19 protein-coding genes are annotated in these 18388 nt (G+C 76.5%); 8 read left to right on the top strand and 11 right to left on the bottom strand.

What is annotated here, in order from left to right:
• Positions 1–44 precede the first annotated feature (44 nt).
• From JKP75_RS15395 to JKP75_RS15385, 3 genes are all read right to left on the bottom strand, one after another.
• Positions 45–1034 carry a GDP-mannose 4,6-dehydratase gene (locus tag JKP75_RS15395; RefSeq protein ID WP_200490449.1) on the bottom strand — a complete coding sequence of 330 codons (990 nt, stop codon included), beginning with the start codon at positions 1032–1034 and terminating at the stop codon, positions 45–47.
• A gap of 1 nt (position 1035) precedes the next feature.
• Complete coding sequence (locus tag JKP75_RS15390) at positions 1036–2016, bottom strand: GDP-mannose 4,6-dehydratase (protein WP_200490452.1); 981 nt, start codon at positions 2014–2016, stop codon at positions 1036–1038.
• A gap of 140 nt (positions 2017–2156) precedes the next feature.
• Positions 2157–3263: a glycosyltransferase family 1 protein gene (locus JKP75_RS15385; protein ID WP_200490458.1), complete on the bottom strand. Its 1107-nt coding sequence runs from the start codon at positions 3261–3263 to the stop codon at positions 2157–2159.
• A 31-nt stretch (positions 3264–3294) separates the two neighbouring features.
• Here JKP75_RS15385 and JKP75_RS15380 point away from each other — a divergent pair, with 31 nt between their 5' ends.
• Complete coding sequence (locus tag JKP75_RS15380; protein WP_200493206.1) at positions 3295–4398, top strand: glycosyltransferase; 1104 nt, start codon at positions 3295–3297, stop codon at positions 4396–4398.
• Here JKP75_RS15380 and JKP75_RS15375 read toward each other — a convergent pair.
• A complete protein-coding gene (locus JKP75_RS15375; RefSeq protein ID WP_200490461.1) occupies positions 4395–5687 on the bottom strand; it encodes an acyltransferase in 1293 nt (430 codons plus the stop codon). The two genes, JKP75_RS15380 and JKP75_RS15375, sit on opposite strands and share 4 nt — an antisense overlap.
• A 142-nt stretch (positions 5688–5829) precedes the next feature.
• On the opposite strand from JKP75_RS15375, the gene JKP75_RS15370 reads away from it, so the two are divergent.
• The 5 genes from JKP75_RS15370 to JKP75_RS15350 all read left to right on the top strand — a co-directional run bounded on the left by JKP75_RS15370 (position 5830) and on the right by JKP75_RS15350 (position 11681).
• Positions 5830–6984: a glycosyltransferase family 1 protein gene (locus tag JKP75_RS15370; protein WP_200490462.1), complete on the top strand. Its 1155-nt coding sequence runs from the start codon at positions 5830–5832 to the stop codon at positions 6982–6984.
• A gap of 5 nt (positions 6985–6989) precedes the next feature.
• Complete coding sequence (locus JKP75_RS15365; protein WP_200490464.1) at positions 6990–7958, top strand: glycosyltransferase family 2 protein; 969 nt, start codon at positions 6990–6992, stop codon at positions 7956–7958.
• 35 nt (positions 7959–7993) lie between these two features.
• On the top strand, positions 7994–9094 hold the full coding sequence (locus tag JKP75_RS15360; RefSeq protein ID WP_200490466.1) for a mannose-1-phosphate guanylyltransferase: 1101 nt from the start codon (positions 7994–7996) through the stop codon (positions 9092–9094).
• Positions 9095–9174: 80 nt separating this feature from the next.
• Positions 9175–10752: a hypothetical protein gene (locus tag JKP75_RS15355; RefSeq protein ID WP_200493205.1), complete on the top strand. Its 1578-nt coding sequence runs from the start codon at positions 9175–9177 to the stop codon at positions 10750–10752.
• Entirely contained in the window at positions 10749–11681 is a 933-nt protein-coding gene (locus JKP75_RS15350; RefSeq protein WP_200491341.1) for a DNA-3-methyladenine glycosylase, read from the top strand. Before JKP75_RS15355 ends, JKP75_RS15350 begins: the two co-directional genes overlap by 4 nt.
• 42 nt (positions 11682–11723) lie before the next feature.
• Here JKP75_RS15350 and rfbA read toward each other — a convergent pair whose 3' ends face one another.
• From rfbA to JKP75_RS23005, 4 genes are read right to left on the bottom strand one after another with little or no spacing between them, the layout of a single operon-like run.
• On the bottom strand, positions 11724–12590 hold the full coding sequence (gene rfbA, locus JKP75_RS15345; RefSeq protein ID WP_200490468.1) for a glucose-1-phosphate thymidylyltransferase RfbA: 867 nt from the start codon (positions 12588–12590) through the stop codon (positions 11724–11726).
• Between the two features lie 28 nt (positions 12591–12618).
• Entirely contained in the window at positions 12619–13683 is a 1065-nt protein-coding gene (locus tag JKP75_RS15340; RefSeq protein WP_200490470.1) for a coenzyme F420-0:L-glutamate ligase, read from the bottom strand.
• On the bottom strand, positions 13676–14449 hold the full coding sequence (cofD, locus tag JKP75_RS15335) for a 2-phospho-L-lactate transferase (RefSeq protein ID WP_309230008.1): 774 nt from the start codon (positions 14447–14449) through the stop codon (positions 13676–13678). Before cofD ends, JKP75_RS15340 begins: the two co-directional genes overlap by 8 nt.
• A complete protein-coding gene (locus JKP75_RS23005; RefSeq protein WP_309229895.1) occupies positions 14415–14573 on the bottom strand; it encodes a 2-phospho-L-lactate transferase CofD family protein in 159 nt (52 codons plus the stop codon). The genes cofD and JKP75_RS23005 overlap by 35 nt, the downstream gene beginning before the upstream one ends.
• Before the next feature lie 404 nt (positions 14574–14977).
• Here JKP75_RS23005 and JKP75_RS15330 point away from each other — a divergent pair, with 404 nt between their 5' ends.
• Both JKP75_RS15330 and JKP75_RS15325 read left to right on the top strand, forming a co-directional pair.
• Complete coding sequence (locus JKP75_RS15330; RefSeq protein ID WP_200493374.1) at positions 14978–15232, top strand: WhiB family transcriptional regulator; 255 nt, start codon at positions 14978–14980, stop codon at positions 15230–15232.
• Between the two features lie 82 nt (positions 15233–15314).
• The gene (locus JKP75_RS15325; RefSeq protein ID WP_200490476.1) at positions 15315–16154 is read left to right on the top strand and encodes a hypothetical protein; all 840 of its coding nucleotides are present in this window, start codon (positions 15315–15317) and stop codon (positions 16152–16154) included.
• Here JKP75_RS15325 and JKP75_RS15320 read toward each other — a convergent pair.
• From JKP75_RS15320 to JKP75_RS15310, 3 genes are read right to left on the bottom strand one after another with little or no spacing between them, the layout of a single operon-like run.
• Positions 16151–17059 (bottom strand): hypothetical protein, encoded by a 909-nt coding sequence (locus JKP75_RS15320; RefSeq protein WP_200490478.1) that lies wholly within the window; start codon positions 17057–17059, stop codon positions 16151–16153. The two genes, JKP75_RS15325 and JKP75_RS15320, sit on opposite strands and share 4 nt — an antisense overlap.
• Positions 17060–17095: 36 nt before the next feature.
• Positions 17096–17563 (bottom strand): metallopeptidase family protein, encoded by a 468-nt coding sequence (locus JKP75_RS15315; protein ID WP_200490479.1) that lies wholly within the window; start codon positions 17561–17563, stop codon positions 17096–17098.
• Between the two features lie 31 nt (positions 17564–17594).
• Entirely contained in the window at positions 17595–18347 is a 753-nt protein-coding gene (locus tag JKP75_RS15310; protein WP_309229894.1) for an SDR family NAD(P)-dependent oxidoreductase, read from the bottom strand.
• Between the last annotated feature and the right edge of the window lie 41 nt (positions 18348–18388).

Raw genomic sequence — 18388 nt, 5'->3', positions numbered from 1 at the left:
GCGGAGGCGGGCCGGAGCGCCGTGTCAGTTCCGGGCCCGCAGCGTCAGGCCGGCTGGTCCGCTGCCGGCTCCGCGACGTCCGCGGCGACCATGGCGGCGACCATCCCGGCGAAGTCGACCGTCGGCGCCCAGCCCAGCCGCGTCCGCAGCCGGGTCGAGTCGCCGACCAGCACCTCGGCGTCGGCCGGGCGGACCAGCGCCGCGTCGGAGACGACGTAGGGCCGCCAGTCGGCGATGCCGACCTGGGCGAACGCGGTCTCCACGAGGTCGAACAGGCTGTGCGACTCGCCGGTGGCCACGACGTAGTCGTCGGGGGTCTCCGCGTCCGCCGCGAGCACCATCGCCCGCGTGTAGTCCGGCGCCCAGCCCCAGTCGCGGTGCACCGCCAGGTTGCCCAGCGTCAGCCGGTCCGCCCGGCCCGCGGCGATGGCCGCGACCCCGGCGGTGATCTTCCGGGTGACGAAGCGGTGCGGGCGGCGCGGCGACTCGTGGTTGAACAGCACCAGCGAGCTGGCGTGCAGCCCGCGCTGCCGGTACATCCCCACGGCCTGGTGGGCGAACGCCTTGGCCGCGCCGTAGGGGTTCACGGCGGAGACCGGGCACGCCTCGTCGATCGGCGTCCGGCCCGAGCCGGCGAAGACCTCGGCGCTGGAGGCCTGCACGAACCGGGTCGGCGCCGCGCCGCGCTCGGTGCGCTGGAACAGGTGCTCCAGCAGGCCGAGGACGGGGCGGGCGTTGACCTCCAGGGCGCCGACCGGGTCCTCCCAGGACGCGGCGACGCTGGACATGCCGGCCAGGTTGAACAGCCGGTCGGGTGAGACCTCGTCGACCAGCGCGGTCAGCGCGGGGAGGTCGCGGAGGTCGGCCTCGTGGACGACGAGGGAGTCCCCGAGGGCGCGCAGGTGCTCCGGCACCCCCGCGGGGTCGTGCGCGGGGGAGACGACGCCGTGGACGACGTGGCCGGCCGCGACGAGCTGCTCCGCGAGGTAGCCGCCGTCCTGACCGGCCAGGCCGGTGACCAGAGCGGTGGCCACGTCAGCCGGCCAGGCTGCGCTGCTCGTCGAGGTCCGAGTCGACCATCATCGTGATGAGCTGCTCGAAGCCCACCTTCGGCTCCCAGCCGAGGGCGGCCCGGGCCTTGGAGGCGTCGCCGATGAGCAGGTCGACCTCGGCCGGCCGCATGAAGGCGGGGTTCTGCACCACGTAGGAGGACCAGTCGTCGATGCCGACGTGCCGGAAGGCGACGTCCAGCAGCTCCCGGATGGAGTGGGTCTCGCCGGTGGAGATGACGTAGTCGTCGGCCTGCTCCTGCTGCAGCATCAGCCACATCGCCTCGACGTAGTCGCCGGCGAACCCCCAGTCGCGGCGGGCGTCCAGGTTGCCCAGCTCGATGTTCTGCTGCAGCCCCAGGGAGATGCGGGCGACCGCCCGGGTGACCTTGCGGGTGACGAACTCCGGCCCGCGGCGCGGCGACTCGTGGTTGAACAGGATGCCGGAGGAGGCGTGCATCCCGTAGGACTCGCGGTAGTTGATGGTCATGTAGTGGCCGAAGACCTTGGCCACGCCGTAGGGCGACCGCGGCCAGAGCAGCGTCTCCTCGGACTGCGGGACCTGCTGCACCTTGCCGAACATCTCCGAGCTGGACGCCTGGTAGAAGCGCACCTTGGCGGGGTCGTCGCCGCAGTACAGCCGGGTGGCCTCGAGCATGTTGAGCACGCCCTTGCCGGTGACGTCCGACGTCAGGTGGGCGTTCTCCCACGAGTACGCGACGAAGGAGATCGCGCCGAGGTTGTAGATCTCGTCCGGCTGCGCCGCGTGCACGGCGCGCAGCAGGCTGGAGAGGTCGGTCAGGTCGCCGAACAGCAGCTTGAGCCCCGGGATCCGCTGCACCAGCTCGACCTTGGGGTTGTTCTGGCCCCGGACCAGGCCGTAGACGGTGTAGCCCTTGCCGAGCAGGAGCTCGGCGAGGTAGAGGCCGTCCTGCCCGGTGACACCGGTGATCAAGGCCGTTGGCATGCGTCGCCCCTCGTTGCGTGATGCTGCGTTGGTGGTCCGGCGGGTGCGCGGTCCAGCGGTGCCCTGCCGGGACGCCCGGCGTTCCGACGCACCCGGGGAGATTAGCCCAGCCGGGCGTGGTCCCGAGTGGCGACGGCCGGTCAGCCGGCCGAGCGGGCGAGCGCGTAGGCGGCCCGGGTGCGGTCGGCGCAGGTCGCCCAGCTGAACGTGGCCGCGTGCTCCCGGCGGGCCGCCGCGACCTCGCCGGGCTCCTCGAGCGGGAGCGCGGCCAGCGCCTCGGCCAGGGCGTCGACGTCGCCGACGGGCACGTACCGCCCGTGCCCGCCCAGCACCTCGCGCATGACCGGGAGGTCGCTCACCACCACCGGCCGGCCGCAGGCCAGGGCCTCCAGCGGCGGCAGCCCGAAGCCCTCGTACCGCGACGGGAACGCCAGGCCCCGGCTGCCGGCCACCACCCGGCGCAGCTCCTCGTCGTCGAGGAAGCCGGTCAGGTGCACCGTGCCGGCGGGCAGCCGGCTGAGGTCCAGCGCCGCGCCCCACCCCTCCGGGCCCACCAGCACGAGGTGGGGGGCGGTCGGGTCGGCGCGCAGCACCTGGTCGAAGGCGTCGACCAGCGTCTGCAGCCCCTTGCGCGGTTCGAGCGTGCCGACGGCGACGACGTAGTCGGCGGGCAGGCCCCGGGCGGCCAGCCAGGCGGCATCCGGGCGCTCCGTGCCGAGCCAGGTCGGCGAGACCCCGAGGGGGGTGGCCAGGACGCGGGCCGGGTCGGTGCCGTACTCGGCGACGACCTCGTCGGCGACCGCCCGGCTGGGCGTCACGACGACGGCGGCGCGGTCGATGCTGCGCGGCACCAGGTCGCGGTAGGCCAGCGAGGCGGCGTCGACGGCGTCCCGGGTGCGGAGGAAGGACAGGTCGTGCACGGTCACCACGCCGGTGGCCCGGCCCACCGGCGGCAGCACGAAGTTGGTGGCGTGGAAGAGGTCGACCCGACCCGTGGACCAGGAGACCGGCGGGACCTCGGCGTGCCGCCACAGCTCGCGCAGCACGCGGGCCGGCATCCGCCGCGCCCGCACCTCCACCGACGGCGGGAGCAGCTCGCGCAGCCGATCGGTGCCGCGGAACGTGAACGCGGTCGCCACGACCTCGTCGCCCGGCGCCGCGGCCAGGGCGCGCACCAGCTCCCCGGTGTACCGGCCGACGCCGGTGCGGGGGCCGAGCAGCGGGGTGGCGTCCAGTCCGATTCGCACCGCGGCATCGTCGCGCACCTAGGGTCGGGGCGTGCGGGTCGGAGTGGTCGTGGAGCAGCTGCTGGCCCCCGTGCCCGGCGGGACGGGGCGGTACGCCGCCGAGGTCGCCGAGGCGCTGGCGGCCACGGCCGCCCCGGAGGACGACGTCGCCGGCTGGACGGCCTGGCACCGGGATCCCGCCGCGGCGGCCGTCCCGGGGGTGCGCGGCCCGCGCCGGCTGCCGCTGCCGCGCCGCCCCCTGGTCGCCGCGTGGGAGCGCACCGCGCTGCCGCGCCCGCGGGGCATCGACCTGCTGCACGCCCCGACCCTGCTCGCGCCGCTGGGTGGTGGGCCGCCGGTCGTGGTGACGGTGCACGACGCGGTGCCGTGGACGCACCCGGAGACGCTCACCCCGCGCGGCGCGCACTGGCACCGCCGGATGGGCGAGCGGGCGGCGCGGTCGGCGGCCGCGGTCGTCGTCCCCACCGAGGCGGTCGCCCGGGCGTTGCGCGGGCACCTCGACCTGCGATGCCCCGTCGTCGTGGTGGGGGAGGGCGTCTCCGGCCGCCTGGCGCCGCCGCCGGACGCCGCCGAGCGGCTCGCCGCCCTCGGGGTTGCGTCCGGCGGGTACCTGATGACGACGGCGACGCTCGAACCGCGCAAGGGGCTCGACGTCCTGGTCGCCGCCCTGTGCGAGCCCGGCGCCCCCGACCTCCCGCTGCTCGTCGCCGGCCAGCCGGGCTGGGGCGGGGTCGACCTCGCCGGGATGGCGGCCGCGGCCGGCCTACCGGCCGGCCGGGTGCGCGCGCTGGGCCGGATCCCCGACGCGGACCTGGCCGCGCTGCTGCGCGGGGCCGCGGCGGTGGTCGTCCCGAGCCGGGCGGAGGGCTTCGGGCTGCCGGCGCTGGAGGGCATGGCCGCCGGCGTCCCGGTGGTGACCTCCGACGACCCGGCGCTGGTCGAGGTCGGCGGCGGGGCGACCGCGGTGGCCCCGGTCGGCGACGCCGCCGCGCTGGCCGCCGCGCTGGCCCGGGTGGTGGGGGAGGAGGAGCTGCGCCGCGACCTCGTGCGGCGGGGCCTCGCCCGCGCCGCGGAGTTCTCCTGGACCGCGGCCGCGACCCGGCTGTGGGAGCTGTACCGGGAGCTGGGCAGCTAGCCGCGCGCGGCCAGGCGCTCGCGCCGGGCAGCGACGACGCGGCGGCCCAGCGCGATGCCGGGCCGCTCGACGAAGCGGTACGTCAGGGCCGACGCGACCAGGGTGATCGCGAGCAGCGCCGCGAAGTTCGCCCACGGGCCACCCGGCACCGGCGGGAGCACCAGCAGCAGCACGAGCGCGTGCAGCAGGTAGACCGAGTAGCTGATCGTCCCGAGGTAGACCAGGGGGCGCGGCCAGCGGTACCGGCGCAGCAGCAGCGCCGCGCCGAAGACGGCGTAGGCGCCCAGGAAGGTGGCGGTCTGGGTGAGCCAGCTGGGTGTCTCGCCGCTGATCGGCTCCAGGTAGCCGACGTGCCAGGTGTACTGGCACAGCACGATCACCAGCACGCCGAGGCCGTAGACCCCGGCAGCGGTCCGGCCGCTCAGCTGGCCGACGGTCCACCGGTAGAGCACCGTGCCGACGAACATCGAGCCCAGCAGGAGCAGCGAGAAGTACATCTCGTGCGGGCGGTTGGCCAGGGCCACGACCACGACCGCGCCCATGCCCAGGAGTGCGATCTGCCGGGCCAGGCCCGGGACCCGCGCGGCGGCGACCAGGAGCAGCAGCGCGCCGGCGACCGGGAAGGTCCACCAGTGGTCGGGCTGCCGCTGGACCATGAAGACCGTCGTCGTGCCGCCGAGGGCGAGGGCGGAGACCAGCAGCACCACGGCCGTCGTCGCCGAGGCGCGGTGCAGGCCGAGCAGGAAGAGCACCGACACCAGCAGGTAGAAGACCAGCTCGTAGCCCAGCGTCCAGGAAGCGCCGATGACCAGCGGGCGGGTGGTGAAGACCTGTAGCATCGTGGTGTTCAGCAGCGAGTCCTCGACGACCCGGTAGCCCTCGGGCGCGCCGATCCGGTCGGACAGGGCCCACGCCCCCAGGGCCACCGCGACCACGGCGAGGTAGAGCGGCCACAGCCGGAAGAACCGGCCGATCCAGAACTCCACGAGGTCGTTCCGGCGCTCCAAGGAGGCCGGGATGATGAAGCCGCTGCACAGGAAGAAGACCAGGACGCCGAACTCGCCCAGCCGGAACCAGTGGTGCGACCAGCCCAGCAGCCCGACCCACTGCGTCTCGCCCAGGTGCTGCACCGCCACGACCAGCGCCGCGATGCCGCGCAGCGCGTCGAGGAACTCCAGCCGGCCCTGCCGCGTGGTCGCCGCGTCGCGCGGTGCCGCCGCGGTGGGGGCGGGGGCGGCGGCGTCCTCGAGGGCCGTCGTCGCGGCACCGTCACCGGTGGGCTGGGGCATGCGGGAGTTCCTTCGACTGGGCGCGGCCGCGGCAGCTCGCACGGGGTGGGGGCCGGAGGCCGGGCGCATCCATCGTGGCACAGCGGCCGCCGCGCTCCCGGTGGCGCGGGCGGGCCGGGCGCCCGCCGCTAGGCTCCGGTGCATGCCGCGCGTCCTCGTCGACGCCACCGCGGTGCCCGCCGACCGGGGCGGCGTCGGCCGGTACGTCGACCAGCTGCTGCCCGCGCTCGCCGAGCTGGGCGCCGACCTCGCCGTCGTCTGCCAGGTCCGCGACGAGCCGTTCTACCGGGAGCTGGTGCCCGGGGCGCGGGTGGTGACCGCCCCCGAGGGCGTCGCGCGCCGGCCCGCCCGGCTGGCCTGGGAGCAGGCCGGCCTGCCGCGGGTGGCCCGGCAGGTGGGCGCCGAGGTGCTGCACTGCCCGCACTACACGATGCCGCTGGCCGCGCGGCTGCCCGTGGTGACCACGCTGCACGACGCCACCTTCTTCACCCACCCCGAGGTGCACCAGCGGGTCAAGCGGGTCTTCTTCCGCGCGTGGACGGAGGTCTCGCTGCGCCGGGCGGCCCGCTGCGTCGTGCCCTCGCGGGCGACGCTCGACGAGCTGGCCCGGGTGGCCCGCGGCGTGCACGGCCAGGTCGAGGTCGCCCACCACGGCGTGGACGCCGCCCGTTTCCACGTGCCCTCGGCCGAGGAGGTGGCCGCGGCGCGGCAGCACCTCGGGCTGCGCGCCGGCCGGTACGTCGGCTTCCTCGGCACGATCGAGCCGCGCAAGAACGTGCCCGCCCTGATCGAGGGCTGGCAGCGCGCCGTCGCCGATCTGCCCGACCCGCCCGCGCTGGTGCTGGCCGGTGGCCGCGGCTGGGACGAGCGGGTGGACGACGTGCTCGCCCGCGTGCCCGACCACCTGGAGGTGCTGCGCCCGGGCTATCTGCCGCTGGAGCTGCTCGCCGGGTTCCTGGGCGGCGCGGAGGTGCTGGCCTACCCGAGCCTGGCCGAGGGGTTCGGGCTGCCGGTGCTCGAGGCGATGGCCTGCGGAGCGCCGGTGCTCACCACCCGCTCGCTGGCCCTGCCGGAGGTCGGCGGCGACGCCGTGGCCTACACCGGGTACGACGCCGCTGCGATCGGCGACCGGCTCGGCGCGCTCCTGGCCGACCCGGACGAGCGCGCCCGGCTCTCGGCCGCGGCGGTCGCGCGGGCCGCCGGATTCACCTGGCGGGCCTGCGCGGAGCAGCACCTGAACGCCTACGCGGCGGCCGCGGCACCCCGCCGGGGACGGCGCGGCCCCGACGTAGGGTGACCTCCGTGGACAGCGCTCCGGTCGACAGCGCCCGGGTCGACGCGCCGCTGCGGGTGGTCGTGGTGACCTACTCCCCGGGCGAGACGCTCGAGGGGTTCCTCGACTCCCTCGCGCTGGCCACCGGCCGCCCCTACGAGGTGGTCCTTGCCGACAACGGCTCGACCGACGGCGTCCCCGAGCGGGCCGCGCGGCAGCGGCCCGAGGTCACCCTGCTGCGCACCGGCGGCAACATCGGCTACGGCGCGGCCGCCAACGCCGCGCTGGCCGGCGCCACGACCGGCTACGCGGTCGTCGCCAACCCCGACGTCCGCTTCGAGCCCGGCGCCGTCGACGAGCTGGTCGAGGCCGCGGCCCGCTGGCCGCGGGCGGCCACCCTGGGCCCGGCCATCCGCACCCCCGAGGGGGCCATCTACCCCTCGGCCCGGGACCTGCCGTCGCTCTCGACCGGCATCGGGCACGCGCTGCTGGGCTGGGTGTGGCCGGCGAACCCGTGGACGGCGCGCTACCGGCGCGAGCGGGACGAGATCGCCGAGCGCCCGGCCGGCTGGCTGTCGGGCAGCTGCCTGCTGGTCGACCTCGCCGCCTACGCCTCGGTCGGCGGCTTCGACCCCGGTTACTTCATGTACTTCGAGGACGTCGACCTCGCCCGCCGCCTCGGGCAGCGCGGCTGGCTGCACGTCTACGTGCCCACGGCGGTCGTCACCCACGAGGGCGGGCACGCCACGCGGCGCTCGGCCCGGCGCATGCAGCGGGTGCACCACACCAGCGCGCTGCGGTACCTCTCCGCCGACTTCCCGCGGCGCCGGCACGCCCCGCTGCGCGGCGCCCTGCGGGCCGGCCTCGGCGCCCGGATGCTGCTCTCCTACGCGAGCCGGCGGGTCGACGAGGGCGCGCAGCCGCAGCAGACCGTGGACCAGCTCCCGCACGACCACCCGGACGCCCCGGGCTCCCACCCCACCACCGGCCACCCCTGAGCCGGCCGGACGACCGACCGACGAGAGGGACCACGATGCGACACGCCGTGATCATGGCGGGCGGCTCCGGCACGCGGCTGTGGCCGCTGTCCCGCGCCCAGCGCCCCAAGCAGCTGCTCGACGTCGTCGCCGACGCGGACGGTGGCGCGCACAGCCTGCTGGAGGAGGCGTTCACCCGCCTCGAGGCGGTGCTGCCGGCCGAGCAGATCTGGGTGTGCACCGCCGCCCGCTACGCCGACATGGTGCGGGCGGCCCTGCCGCGGCTGCGCCCGGACCGGCTGGTGCTCGAGCCGGTGGCCCGCGACACCGCCAACGCCGTCGGCCTCGCCGCCGCGCTGGTGGCCGACATCGACCCGGACGCCGAGCTCGCCGTCGTCAGCGCCGACCACGTGATCCGCCCGGTCGAGCGCTTCGCTGCCGCGCTCACCACCGCCTACGACCTGCTCGCCGTCCGCCCCCGGGCGCTGGTGACCCTCGGCGTGACGCCGACGTCCCCGGCGACCGGGTTCGGCTACGTGCAGAAGGGCGCACCGACGGAGGTCGCCGGTGCGGCGGAGGCGGCGTCGTTCCGCGAGAAGCCCGACCGCGAGACGGCCGAGGCCTACCTGGCGTCGGGGGAGTACGTCTGGAACTCCGGCATGTTCGTGTGGCGGGCGCAGACGGTGCTCGACGCGCTCGCCGACCACCTGCCGGAGTCGGCGACGGGGCTGGCGCGCATCGTGGCCGCGCCCGCCGGCCCGGAGCGCGACGCCGTCCTGGCCGAGGTGTTCCCGACCCTGCCGAAGATCAGCGTCGACTACGCCGTCCTGGAGCCGGCGGCCGCCGAGCCGGGCCGCGTCGCCGTCGTCGACCTGGACGTCGAGTGGCTGGACATCGGCTCGTGGCCGGCCCTCGCGCACACCCTCGAGACCGACGAGGCCGGCAACGCCGGCCGCGGGCTGCGGGTGCTGCTCGACAGCTCCGGCAACGTCGTCCTCTCCGACGACCCCGACCACCTCGTCGCGCTGATCGGCGTGCGCGACAGCGTCGTGGTGCACACCGCCGACGTGACGATGGTCTGCCCGGTGGGCGACGCGGAGCGGGTCAAGCAGCTGCTGGCCGAGGTCGAGGCGGGGCACGGCAGCCGCTTCAGCTGACCGGCGGACGGGCGGCGCGCTGTGACGCTTCTCGCGCGCGTACCCCGCACCCGGCGCCGGGATCGCGGAAGATGGACGTCGTGCGTCTTCCCCGCGGCCCCCGGCCGGTTGCCGACCCGCCGGACGGGCGGGCGCCGGACGTCCCGTCCCGGCGCGTCCGCGCCCTGGGCGCCGGGGTCGTGCTCGCCGTCACGACGGCGGTCGTGCTGGCCCAGCTGTTCGTCAGCGGGACGGTCGGCCTGGCCGACAACGGCGACGCCGACCGGCTGGTGTGCCGGCTCGGGCTCGGCATCGGCCCGGACTCCTCGCAGCAGGGGTTCGAGGGCGACTACCTGCCGGGCAACAGCTGCCCGGGGGAGAACTGGCGGTACGCCACCTCGTGGCGCCCGGTCCTGCAGCTGACCTACTGGGCCTCCCGGCTGGTGACCGGGGACGACGGCTTCGACATGGCCGTCCTGGCCGTCGTCGGTGCGGTGCTCCTCGGCCTCGGGGCGGCGGCGCTGTTCCTCGCCCTGCCCGGCGGGCTCGGCGCGCGCTGGCCGCTGGTCGCGCTGGTGGTCGTCGCGGTCAGCGACATCGGCTTCGTCACCTACCTGAACTCCGGCTACACCGACCAGGCCGGCTTCATCGGGCTGCTCTGGGTGTGCGCCGCCGGCGTGGGCGTGGTCGTGAACCGGACCTGGCCGTGGCTGCTGCTGCTGGTCGCGGCGGTCGCGTTCACCGGGGCCGCCAAGACCGCCCTGGTCACCGTCGTCCCGGCGGTCGGGCTGGCCCTGCTGCTCAGCCGGCGCTACCGGGAGCGCCCGGCGCAGCCGGTCCGCGGCGGCCTCCGCCGTCCCGTGGTCTCCCTGCTGGTGCTCCTCGGCGTCGCCGGGCTGCTGCTGGCGCTGACCGCCCGGGGCCAGGGGGAGGGGCTGAGCAACGGCAACAAGTACAACCTGCTCTTCCACACGCTCCTGGTGGAGTCCGACGACCCGCGCGCGGACCTCGAGGAGATGGGGCTGCCGCCCGAGCTGGCCCGCTACGCCGGCACGAACGCCTGGGAGACCGACACCCCCTGGGGCGATCCGCTCATCGAGGACAACGCCTGGACGGTGTTCTCCTGGAAGACCTACCTCGGCTTCTTCGCCGCCCACCCCGACCGGTTCCTCGAGCTGGTCCCGCAGGCTTTCGACGCCGTGACCGAGGCGCGGGTCGACTACCTGGCCAACCTGCCCGGCGAGGTGGACGGCGACCCGGAGCTTGCGCAGCGACCGAGCCCGGTCTTCTGGCTGCTGGGCCTGCTGCCCACGGGCTGGCCGGTGCCGGCGATCGCGTTCGTCTGGCTGGGCGGGGCGGTGGCCGGGGTCCGCTGGGCTCGCTCGCGGGAGGCGGGGCGGGCCGTCCGCGGCGTGCTGGCGCTGCTGCTGACCGGCTACGCGGTGAGCCAGGCGCTGATCGCGCTCAGCGACGGGTACTACGAGCTGGCGAAGCACACGGTGCACGCCGCGTTCGCGACGGGCCTGCTGCTCGCGGTGCTGCTGGAGGCGGGCGGGCGCGCGGCGCTGTCCGCCGCCCGGCGCCGCCGCGCGGGCCGGGACGACGTCGAGCGGGCCGGGGCCGGTCCGGACGGCACGGAGCAGGACGCGGTGGCGACCCCGGCCGGTGGTCCCCGGTGAGCGGTGCCGCGCTGGTGACCGCGCCGTACGAGGCGACCTGGGAGCCGGACTGGCCGCTGGACCTCCGCCGGGCCGTCGCCGCGCACCACCGCGGCGTCGCCGACCCCGCGATGCGGATCACGCCCGAGGGCATCTGGCGGACCACCAGCACGCCGGAGGGCCCGGCCACCGTGCGCATCCGGTACGCCGCCGGCCGGGTCGCGGTGCAGGCGTGGGGGCCGGGTGCGGAGTGCGCCGGTGCCGCCGTGCCGCGTTCCCTCGGCGCCGAGGACCCGGTCGCCACGTTCGACCCGGGCGGTCACGCGCTCGTCGCCGACCTGCACCGCCGCACGCCGTGGCTGCGGCTGGGCGGCACCGGCCGGACGTGGGACGCGCTGGTGCCCGCCGTCCTCGAGCAGAAGGTCACCACCGTCGAGGCGAACCGCGTCTGGCGGGAGCTGCTGCGGCTGGCCGGGGAGCCCGCGCCCGGGCCGGCGCCGGAGGGGATGCGCGTGCTCCCGTCGGCGCGGCGGGTCCTGGAGATCACCGACTGGCAGTGGCACGCCTGCGGGCTCGACGGCGCGCGCCGCCGGGCGCTGCGCGCGGTGGCGACGGTGGCCGACCGGCTGGAGCCGGCCGAGGGCTGCGACTCGCCCACCCTGCAGCGGCGGCTGCGCTCGGTGCCCGGCATCGGCGTCTGGACGGCGGCCGAGGTGGTGCAGCGGACCCTGGGCTGCCCCGACACCGTCAGCGTCGGCGACTACCACCTGAAGAACCAGATCGGCTTCGCCCTGACCGGCGCCCGGGTCACCGACGACGAGGGCATGCTCGCGCTGCTGGAGCCGTGGCGGGGGCACCGCCAGCGGGTGGTGCGCCTGCTGCTGGCCGGCGGACCCCGCCGTCCCCGGCGCGGCCCGCGCTTCGCCCCGACCGACTACCGCCGGATGTGACCCCGGGGGCAGAAATGGCCATTTCTGCCCCCGGGGCGGAGGTCAGCGGTCGGCGAGCAGGTTCAGCAGGTAGTCGCCGTAGCCGCTCTTGCCCAGCGGCTCGGCGGCCCGCCGCAGGCCGTCGTCGTCCAGCCAGCCGTTGCGCCAGGCGACCTCCTCGATGCAGCCGATCTTCAGCCCCTGCCGCTCCTCGACCACCGAGACGAACTCGGTGGCCTGGCGCAGCGAGGCGAAGGTGCCGGTGTCCAGCCAGGCGGTGCCGCGGTCCAGCGCGGTGACCGTGAGCCGGCCCTCGCGCAGGTAGTGCTCGTTCACCGCGGTGATCTCCAGCTCGCCGCGCGCGCTGGGGGTGATGCCGCGGGCCACCTCGACGACGTCGCTAGCGTAGAAGTACAGCCCCGGGACGGCGTAGGAGCTGCGCGGGCGTTCCGGCTTCTCCTCGATCGACAGCACCCGGCCGTCGGGGTCGAACTCGACGACGCCGTACTCCCGGGGGTTGGCGACGTGGTAGGCGAAGACGTGCCCTCCGGCGGGCTCGGGCAGCCGCGCCAGGGCGGTGCCCAGGCCCGCGCCGTAGAAGATGTTGTCGCCCAGCACGAGTGCGGCCGCCTCGCCGCCCAGGAACTCGGCGCCGATGAGGAAGGCCTGGGCCAGCCCCTCGGGGCGGGGCTGCACGGCGTACTCGATCCGCATGCCCAGCCGGCTGCCGTCGCCGAGCAGGTGGCGGAAGGCCTCCTGGTCGCCGGGGGTGGTGATGATCAGCACCTCGCGGACGCCGGCCATCATCAGCGTCGAGAGCGGGTAGTAGATCATCGGCTTGTCGTAGACCGGCATGAGCTGCTTGCTCACCGCCTGCGTGATGGGGAAGAGCCGACTCCCCGTGCCACCGGCCAGGATGATCCCGCGCATGGGTCGGCACGCTAGCCGAGACCGCAGCTCAGGCGGGGTCCGAACCCACCCACAGCCTCCCGACGAGTGAGGTCCCACCGGCGGTCGCCGCGGGTTCCCAGCGGGTCCGCCAGCCCTCGGCGTGCAGCTGCACGATGACCGCGCCGAGCTGCGCGCCCAGGTTGAGCGCCGTCGTCGTGGTGACCGCGTCGCTCAGGTGGACGTCGACGACGCCGTCGCCCTCGCCGCCGTGCCGCAGCACCACCGGGAACTCCGGCAGGGCGGCGCCGGCGGTGCGGAAGGCGGCCGCGACCGCCTCGAGCTCGCCGGCCCGGGGCAGCAGGTCACCGGCCGGGGAGCGGGAGCCCACCACGTCGCGGGAGCCGTAGGGGAAGAGGTCGTCGGCGGGCAGCCGGACCAGCGGCCGGGTGCCCTCGTCCTCCGCCGGCCGGTCGAAGGGGAGGCCGCGGACGACCGCGACGGGCACGCCGTCGAGCTTGCCCTTGACCAGGTCGGCGGCCGAGGCGAGCTCGTCGACGACGGCGATGCGGGTGGTCTCCAGCCGGTTGCCGTGCGCGTCGACCGCGCCGCGGTGGTCGACCAGCGCGGTGATCCCGGCCGAGCCGAGGGCGACGTCGGTGAGCCCCTCCCGCCAGGTGCGGCCGAAGGTGTCGCTCACCACCACGGCGACGTCGACGCCGAGCAGCTCGGCGAGGCGGGCGCGCAACGCGCGGGCGGAGGCGTCGGAGTCCTCGGGGAGCAGGACCAGCGAGCCCTGGTCGACGTTGGAGGCGTCGATCCCGGCGGCGGCGACCACCCAGCCGTGCGGGGTCTGCACGATCTTCAGCGGTCCGCGGCGGGCGACCACGCGCACGGTCTGCCCGTCGATGGCGGCCTGCCGGACGGCCTCGCGGTCGGCGTCCGGCGGGACGGGGACCAGCGCGCCCTCGACCTTGGAGACCACCTTAGAGGTGACGACGACGACGTCGCCGTCGGCCAGCCACGGGGCGCGCTCGGCGATCGCCGCGGCGAGGTCGTCCCCGGGGGCGAACTCCGGCAGCCCGGCGACGGGCAGCACGGTGACGCCCGCCGGCACGGCGCCGGGCTCAGACACCGGCGGCGTCGAGGGCGGCGCGGGCCAGCGCCGCCGTCGCGTCGGGGTCCGACATCAGCAGCGGCACCTGCCGGACGTCGACGCCGGGGACGTCGGCCGGGTCGCCGGGGGCGACCAGCCAGGCGTCGAGCAGGCCGCCGTCGCCACGGGCGCCGTAGTGCCGGCCGACGCCTTCCGCGCTGACCTCGATGCCCAGCACCGGCAGGCACCGGTCGGCCATGCCGCGCACGACCGCGCCGCCCACGATCGGGGAGACGCCCGCGATCCGCGCCGGGGTGGCCAGCAGCGCCTCGCGCAGGCCGGGCACGCCGAGGACGGTGCCGATCGACACCACGGGGTTCGACGGCGCCAGCAGCACGGCGTCGGCGGCGGCGAACGCCTCGGCGACGCCGGGGGCAGGGCGGGCGGCGTCCACGCCGACCTGCACGAACGCCGATGCCTCGAGCTCCGCCCGGTGCCGCACCCACCACTCCTGGAAGTGGATGGCGCGCGGCCGGCCGGTCTCGGGGTCGGTCACGACGACGTGGGTCTCGACCCGCTGGTCGCTCATCGGCAGCACCGTGACCCCGGGCTGCCAGCGGTCGGCGAGCGCGGCGGTCACCGCGGAGAGCGGGTAGCCGGCGTCGAGCATGCGGGTGCGGATGAGGTGGGTGGCGAGGTCGCGGTCGCCGAGGCCGAACCAGTCGGGGTCGGCGCCGTAGGCGGCGAGCTCCTCCTTGACCGTCCAGCTCTCACCGACCCGGCCCCAGCCGCGTTCCTCGTCGATGCCCCCGCCGAGAGGTGTAGACGACGGTGTCGAGATCCGGGCAGATGCGCAGCCCGTGCATCGTCACGTCGTCCCCGGTGTTGACCACCGCGGTGATCTCCGCCTCCGGTACCGCGGCCCGCACCCCCCTCAGGAATCGAGCCCCTCCGGTCCCACCTGCCAGCACCACGATCTGCACGAAAGACATCGTGCCCGATAGGCAGTTGTGCACTGTTCCACGGGCGTGTCGGAGGAGCAGACGAGATGTGACGAACGGGGTGTGACGGGTGGGGCCCGTGTGGCGTGTCGCTTACACCGTGCAAAGTTGACGGCTGGGCAACGACACGCGTGTAATTCCGGCGATGTCATCGAGTGCTGAGCGGATCGGGAGCCTCCCGGAAGCCGCGCACCGGGACGAGAGCGAGAGGGGACGCATCGTCATGGCCGAGGTGTCGTGGTTGAGCGATTACGTCAGCGGAGGTGACCGGGTGACCGACCGATTCGGGTCGGCTGCCGGTCAGGGCCTCGGCGCCCCCCGCCGGCTCCGGGATCAGCGGCCTGCTGGGCATCGGCCTGGAGTCCGAGGGCCAGTCCTGGCAGGAGCGCGCCCTGTGCGCCGAGACGGACCCGGAGGCGTTCTTCCCGGAGAAGGGCGGCTCCACCCGCGAGGCGAAGAAGATCTGCACCGGCTGCGAGGTCAAGGCCGAGTGCCTCGAGTACGCGCTGTCCAACGACGAGCGCTTCGGCATCTGGGGCGGGCTCTCCGAGCGCGAGCGCCGTCGCCTGCGCCGCCGGGCCGTCTGACCCGCAGCACCCACGCCCCGGGATCGGGGCGCACCGCACAGCCGCCGACGGCCCCCGTCGGCGGCTGTGGTGCTATTCGGGCATGGGTACCCGGGTCGCCTCCGGCCGCGACGCCGTGGCCGGTGAGCTCCGCGCCGCCGCGCCCCTCGCCCGCCGGCTCCGCGCGCCGGGCACCGCCCGGGCGCCCTGGCTGACCGCCGTCCTCAACGTGCAGGCCGCGCAGCGGCGCGCCGGGCGACCGGTGGCCGTCGTCGTCGACGGCAGCGGCCGGACCACGGCCGCCGCGGCCTTCCTGACCCTGCGCCGCCGGGGCCCCGTCACCGCGGTGACCCTGCTGGGCGACGGCCTCCCCGTGCCGCCCGGCGGCCCGACGGCCCGGCTGCTGGCCGCCGACGAGGACGCCGCGGCCGGGCTGGCCGACGGCATCGCCGACCTGCTCGGCCGGCTGCGCGGCCCGTGGTCGCTGCACCTGGCCGGCCTGCCGCTGGGGGATCCGACCGCCCGCCGGCTGGCCGCCCGCTGGCCCGCGGCCCGGATGGCCACCGCGCGCACCACCCGGCTGGTCGACGCCCTGGACGACGACGGCGCACCGGTCCGGCGAAGCAGCGACCCCCGGGAGATCGACCGGCTGCTGCCGGCGCTGCTGGCGCAGGAACCCGATCACCGGCACCGGGCGTTCCTGCGCGCCGCGGCGCGGCTGCACGCCGCCGCCGGCCGGCTGGAGGTCGCGGTCACCGACGGCGGCCCGGGTGGGCTGCTCACCCTGGTCGAGGACGCCGACCGCCGGCCGTGGTGGGCGCCGGCGGGGACGCCGGGGGTGCGGACCGAGCGCGGGGCGCCCTCGGCCGGGCTCTCCCTCCCGCTGCGCAGCCGGCTCCCGGCGCCGGACGTGGCCCGCCGCCTGGGGAGCCGGCGGCCCTAGCGGGCGGCGACCACCTGGTCGGCCCACCGCAGCCGCGCCTCCGCGGCGGGCCGGTCGCCGCCGCGGGCCACCAGGGTGATCTCGACGTCGTAGCTGCGGCCGGTCGGCTGGGGCGCCGAACCCGGCGGGCGCAACCAGGTGGCGAACCGTCCCGCGACGGTGAGCACGTCGCCGTCCTCGTCGACGCGCAGCTCGGGCGTCGCCAGCTCCGCGTACTCGGTGCGCGCGGTCCGGCATGCCGGGTCCCCGGCCGTCGCCGGCGCGACGGCGGCCAGGCAGTTGGCCGCCGGCAGCTGCAGCCGCGCGACGGTGCGCCCGCCGTCGGAGGTCAGCTCCAGCTCGGGGAAGGCGGCGGTGATGCCGACCGCGTGCTCCTCCAGGACGATCCCGTCGAAGGCGAACCGCGCGGTGTCGGCAGCCGGGGGAGCCGGGGGGCCCGGTTCCGGGGTGGGGTCCGGGGTCGGGGTGGGCGCGGCGGTCGGCGCCGCCGTGGGGGCGGCGACCGGCTCGGGCGACCGGGACCCCGCGGCCAGCGCCGCCGCGACGCCCACGAGCAGCAGCGCGACGACGGCGAGCACCGCGAGCGCGGTGCCGGGCGACGAGGCGGGTGCGGGCGCCGGCGGTGCGGGCTCGGGGATCTCGGCGGGCGCGGCGGGGGCGAGTACGGCCCACCCCTCCGGGACGTCGTCCGCCGCGCCGGGGGTGCCGGGGGGACGCGCCAGGAACTCGGCGAGGTCGTCGCGCGGCGGGACGTCGTCCGGCCCGGGAACCGGGGGCGCCGGGGGAGCCGCCGTCGGGCGGCCGCGCAGCCGGGCGGTGGTCGCCGCGACCGCGACCAGCAGCAGGATCCCGAGCACCGCGCCGAGCGCCATCCAGGGCCCGGCGGCCGCCGCGGGAACGTCCATCGCGCCCAGCATCCCAGGACGCCGGGACCGGCCTGCTCAGCCGGTGGGGTCGATCTCCTCCGGATCGCGGCCCAGGAGCACCGCGACCTGGTCGACGACGACGTCGCGCACGAGGTCCGCGAGGTCGTCCCGGTCGGCGGCGCGCAGCTCCAGCGGGCGCCGGTAGACGACGATCCGGGGCGGGACCTCCCGGCCGTCCTCGCGGTGCGCGGGCAGCACGCGGGCCAGGGGCACGCTGGCGTCGTCGAGCACGTCGGCGTCCAGCACCACGTCATCGGGGCTGGTGTGCTCCACCCAGGGCACGTCCTCGACGGCGAACTCCACGCCGGCCAGCTCCCGCTCCCAGCGGCGCTCGAGGTCCTCGACCGCGTCGAGGACGAGGTCGTCGAACTGCTCGGCCCGGCTGCGGGACAGCGGCACCTCCGCCGGCACGAGGCGGCCGCGCAGGCCGCGGCCGTGGCGGTCACGGCGGGAGCGGGCGGGGCGGCGGGAGGGACCGGTCATGACGGGCCGAAGCCTACGGCGAGGGACGCCCTCACCGGGGGAGTCGCCGCCAGACGGCCCGGGGGAGCAGCCGCATGAGGGCGAAGACCGGGCGCAGCACCCCCGGCACCCAGACCTCCCCGCGGCGGCCGGCCAGGCCGGCGACGACGGCGTCGGCCACCTGGTCGGGGGTGCTGGAGAACGGCGCGGGGGACATGCCCTCGGTCATCCGGCCGACGACGAAGCCGGGCCGGACCAGCAGCAGCCGCACCCCGGAGCCGGCGAGGGCGTCGGCCAGCCCGCTGGCGAACCCGTCGAGCCCGGCCTTGGCCGAGCCGTACACGTAGTTGGCGCGGCGCACCCGCACCCCGGCGACCGAGGAGAAGACGACCAGCGTGCCGCGCCCGGCCGCCCTCAGCCGCTGGGCCAGCAGGGTGAGCACGTGCACCTGCGCGGTGAGGTCGGTGTGCAGGACGGCGACCGCCGCGGCCGGGTCGCGCTCGGCGAGCGCCTGGTCGCCGAGCACGCCGAACGCCACGACGACCGTCCCCGGCACGCCGAAGCGCCGCTCCACCTCGTCGAGGACGGCCGCGTGACCGGCGAGGTCGTCGGCGTCGAACTCCACCCGGCCCACCGTCGTGGCGCCCGCGCGGCGCAGCTGCGCCTCCTGCTCGTCGAGGTCGGCGGACCGGCGTGCGGCCAGCACGACCGTGCCGAGACCGCGCGCGGCGAGCCGCTCCGCGACGGCCGTGCCGATCTCGCTGCGCCCGCCGAGGACGAGGACCGGTCCTGGTTCGATGCCCACGGGGTCATCGTGCAGGATGGGGCGCCCTCCCCGATTTCCCG

The sequence above is a fragment of the Blastococcus sp. TML/M2B genome (assembly GCF_016612865.1).
Lineage (GTDB): Bacteria > Actinomycetota > Actinomycetes > Mycobacteriales > Geodermatophilaceae > Blastococcus.
Note: the sequence above shows the minus strand (reverse complement) of the source record. Positions and strands in the feature narration are given on the sequence as shown.

Bases quoted from the DNA above. Each gene is read 5' to 3' on its own strand.
- JKP75_RS15320 (WP_200490478.1), bottom strand. From the start codon at position 17,059: ATGGACGTTCCCGCGGCGGCCGCCGGGCCCTGGATGGCGCTCGGCGCG.
- JKP75_RS15375 (WP_200490461.1), bottom strand. From the start codon at position 5,687: ATGCCCCAGCCCACCGGTGACGGTGCCGCGACGACGGCCCTCGAGGAC.
- JKP75_RS15315 (WP_200490479.1), bottom strand. From the start codon at position 17,563: ATGACCGGTCCCTCCCGCCGCCCCGCCCGCTCCCGCCGTGACCGCCAC.
- rfbA (WP_200490468.1), bottom strand. From the start codon at position 12,590: ATGCGCGGGATCATCCTGGCCGGTGGCACGGGGAGTCGGCTCTTCCCC.
- JKP75_RS15325 (WP_200490476.1), top strand. From the start codon at position 15,315: ATGGGTACCCGGGTCGCCTCCGGCCGCGACGCCGTGGCCGGTGAGCTC.
- JKP75_RS15390 (WP_200490452.1), bottom strand. From the start codon at position 2,016: ATGCCAACGGCCTTGATCACCGGTGTCACCGGGCAGGACGGCCTCTAC.
- JKP75_RS15370 (WP_200490462.1), top strand. From the start codon at position 5,830: ATGCCGCGCGTCCTCGTCGACGCCACCGCGGTGCCCGCCGACCGGGGC.
- JKP75_RS15360 (WP_200490466.1), top strand. From the start codon at position 7,994: ATGCGACACGCCGTGATCATGGCGGGCGGCTCCGGCACGCGGCTGTGG.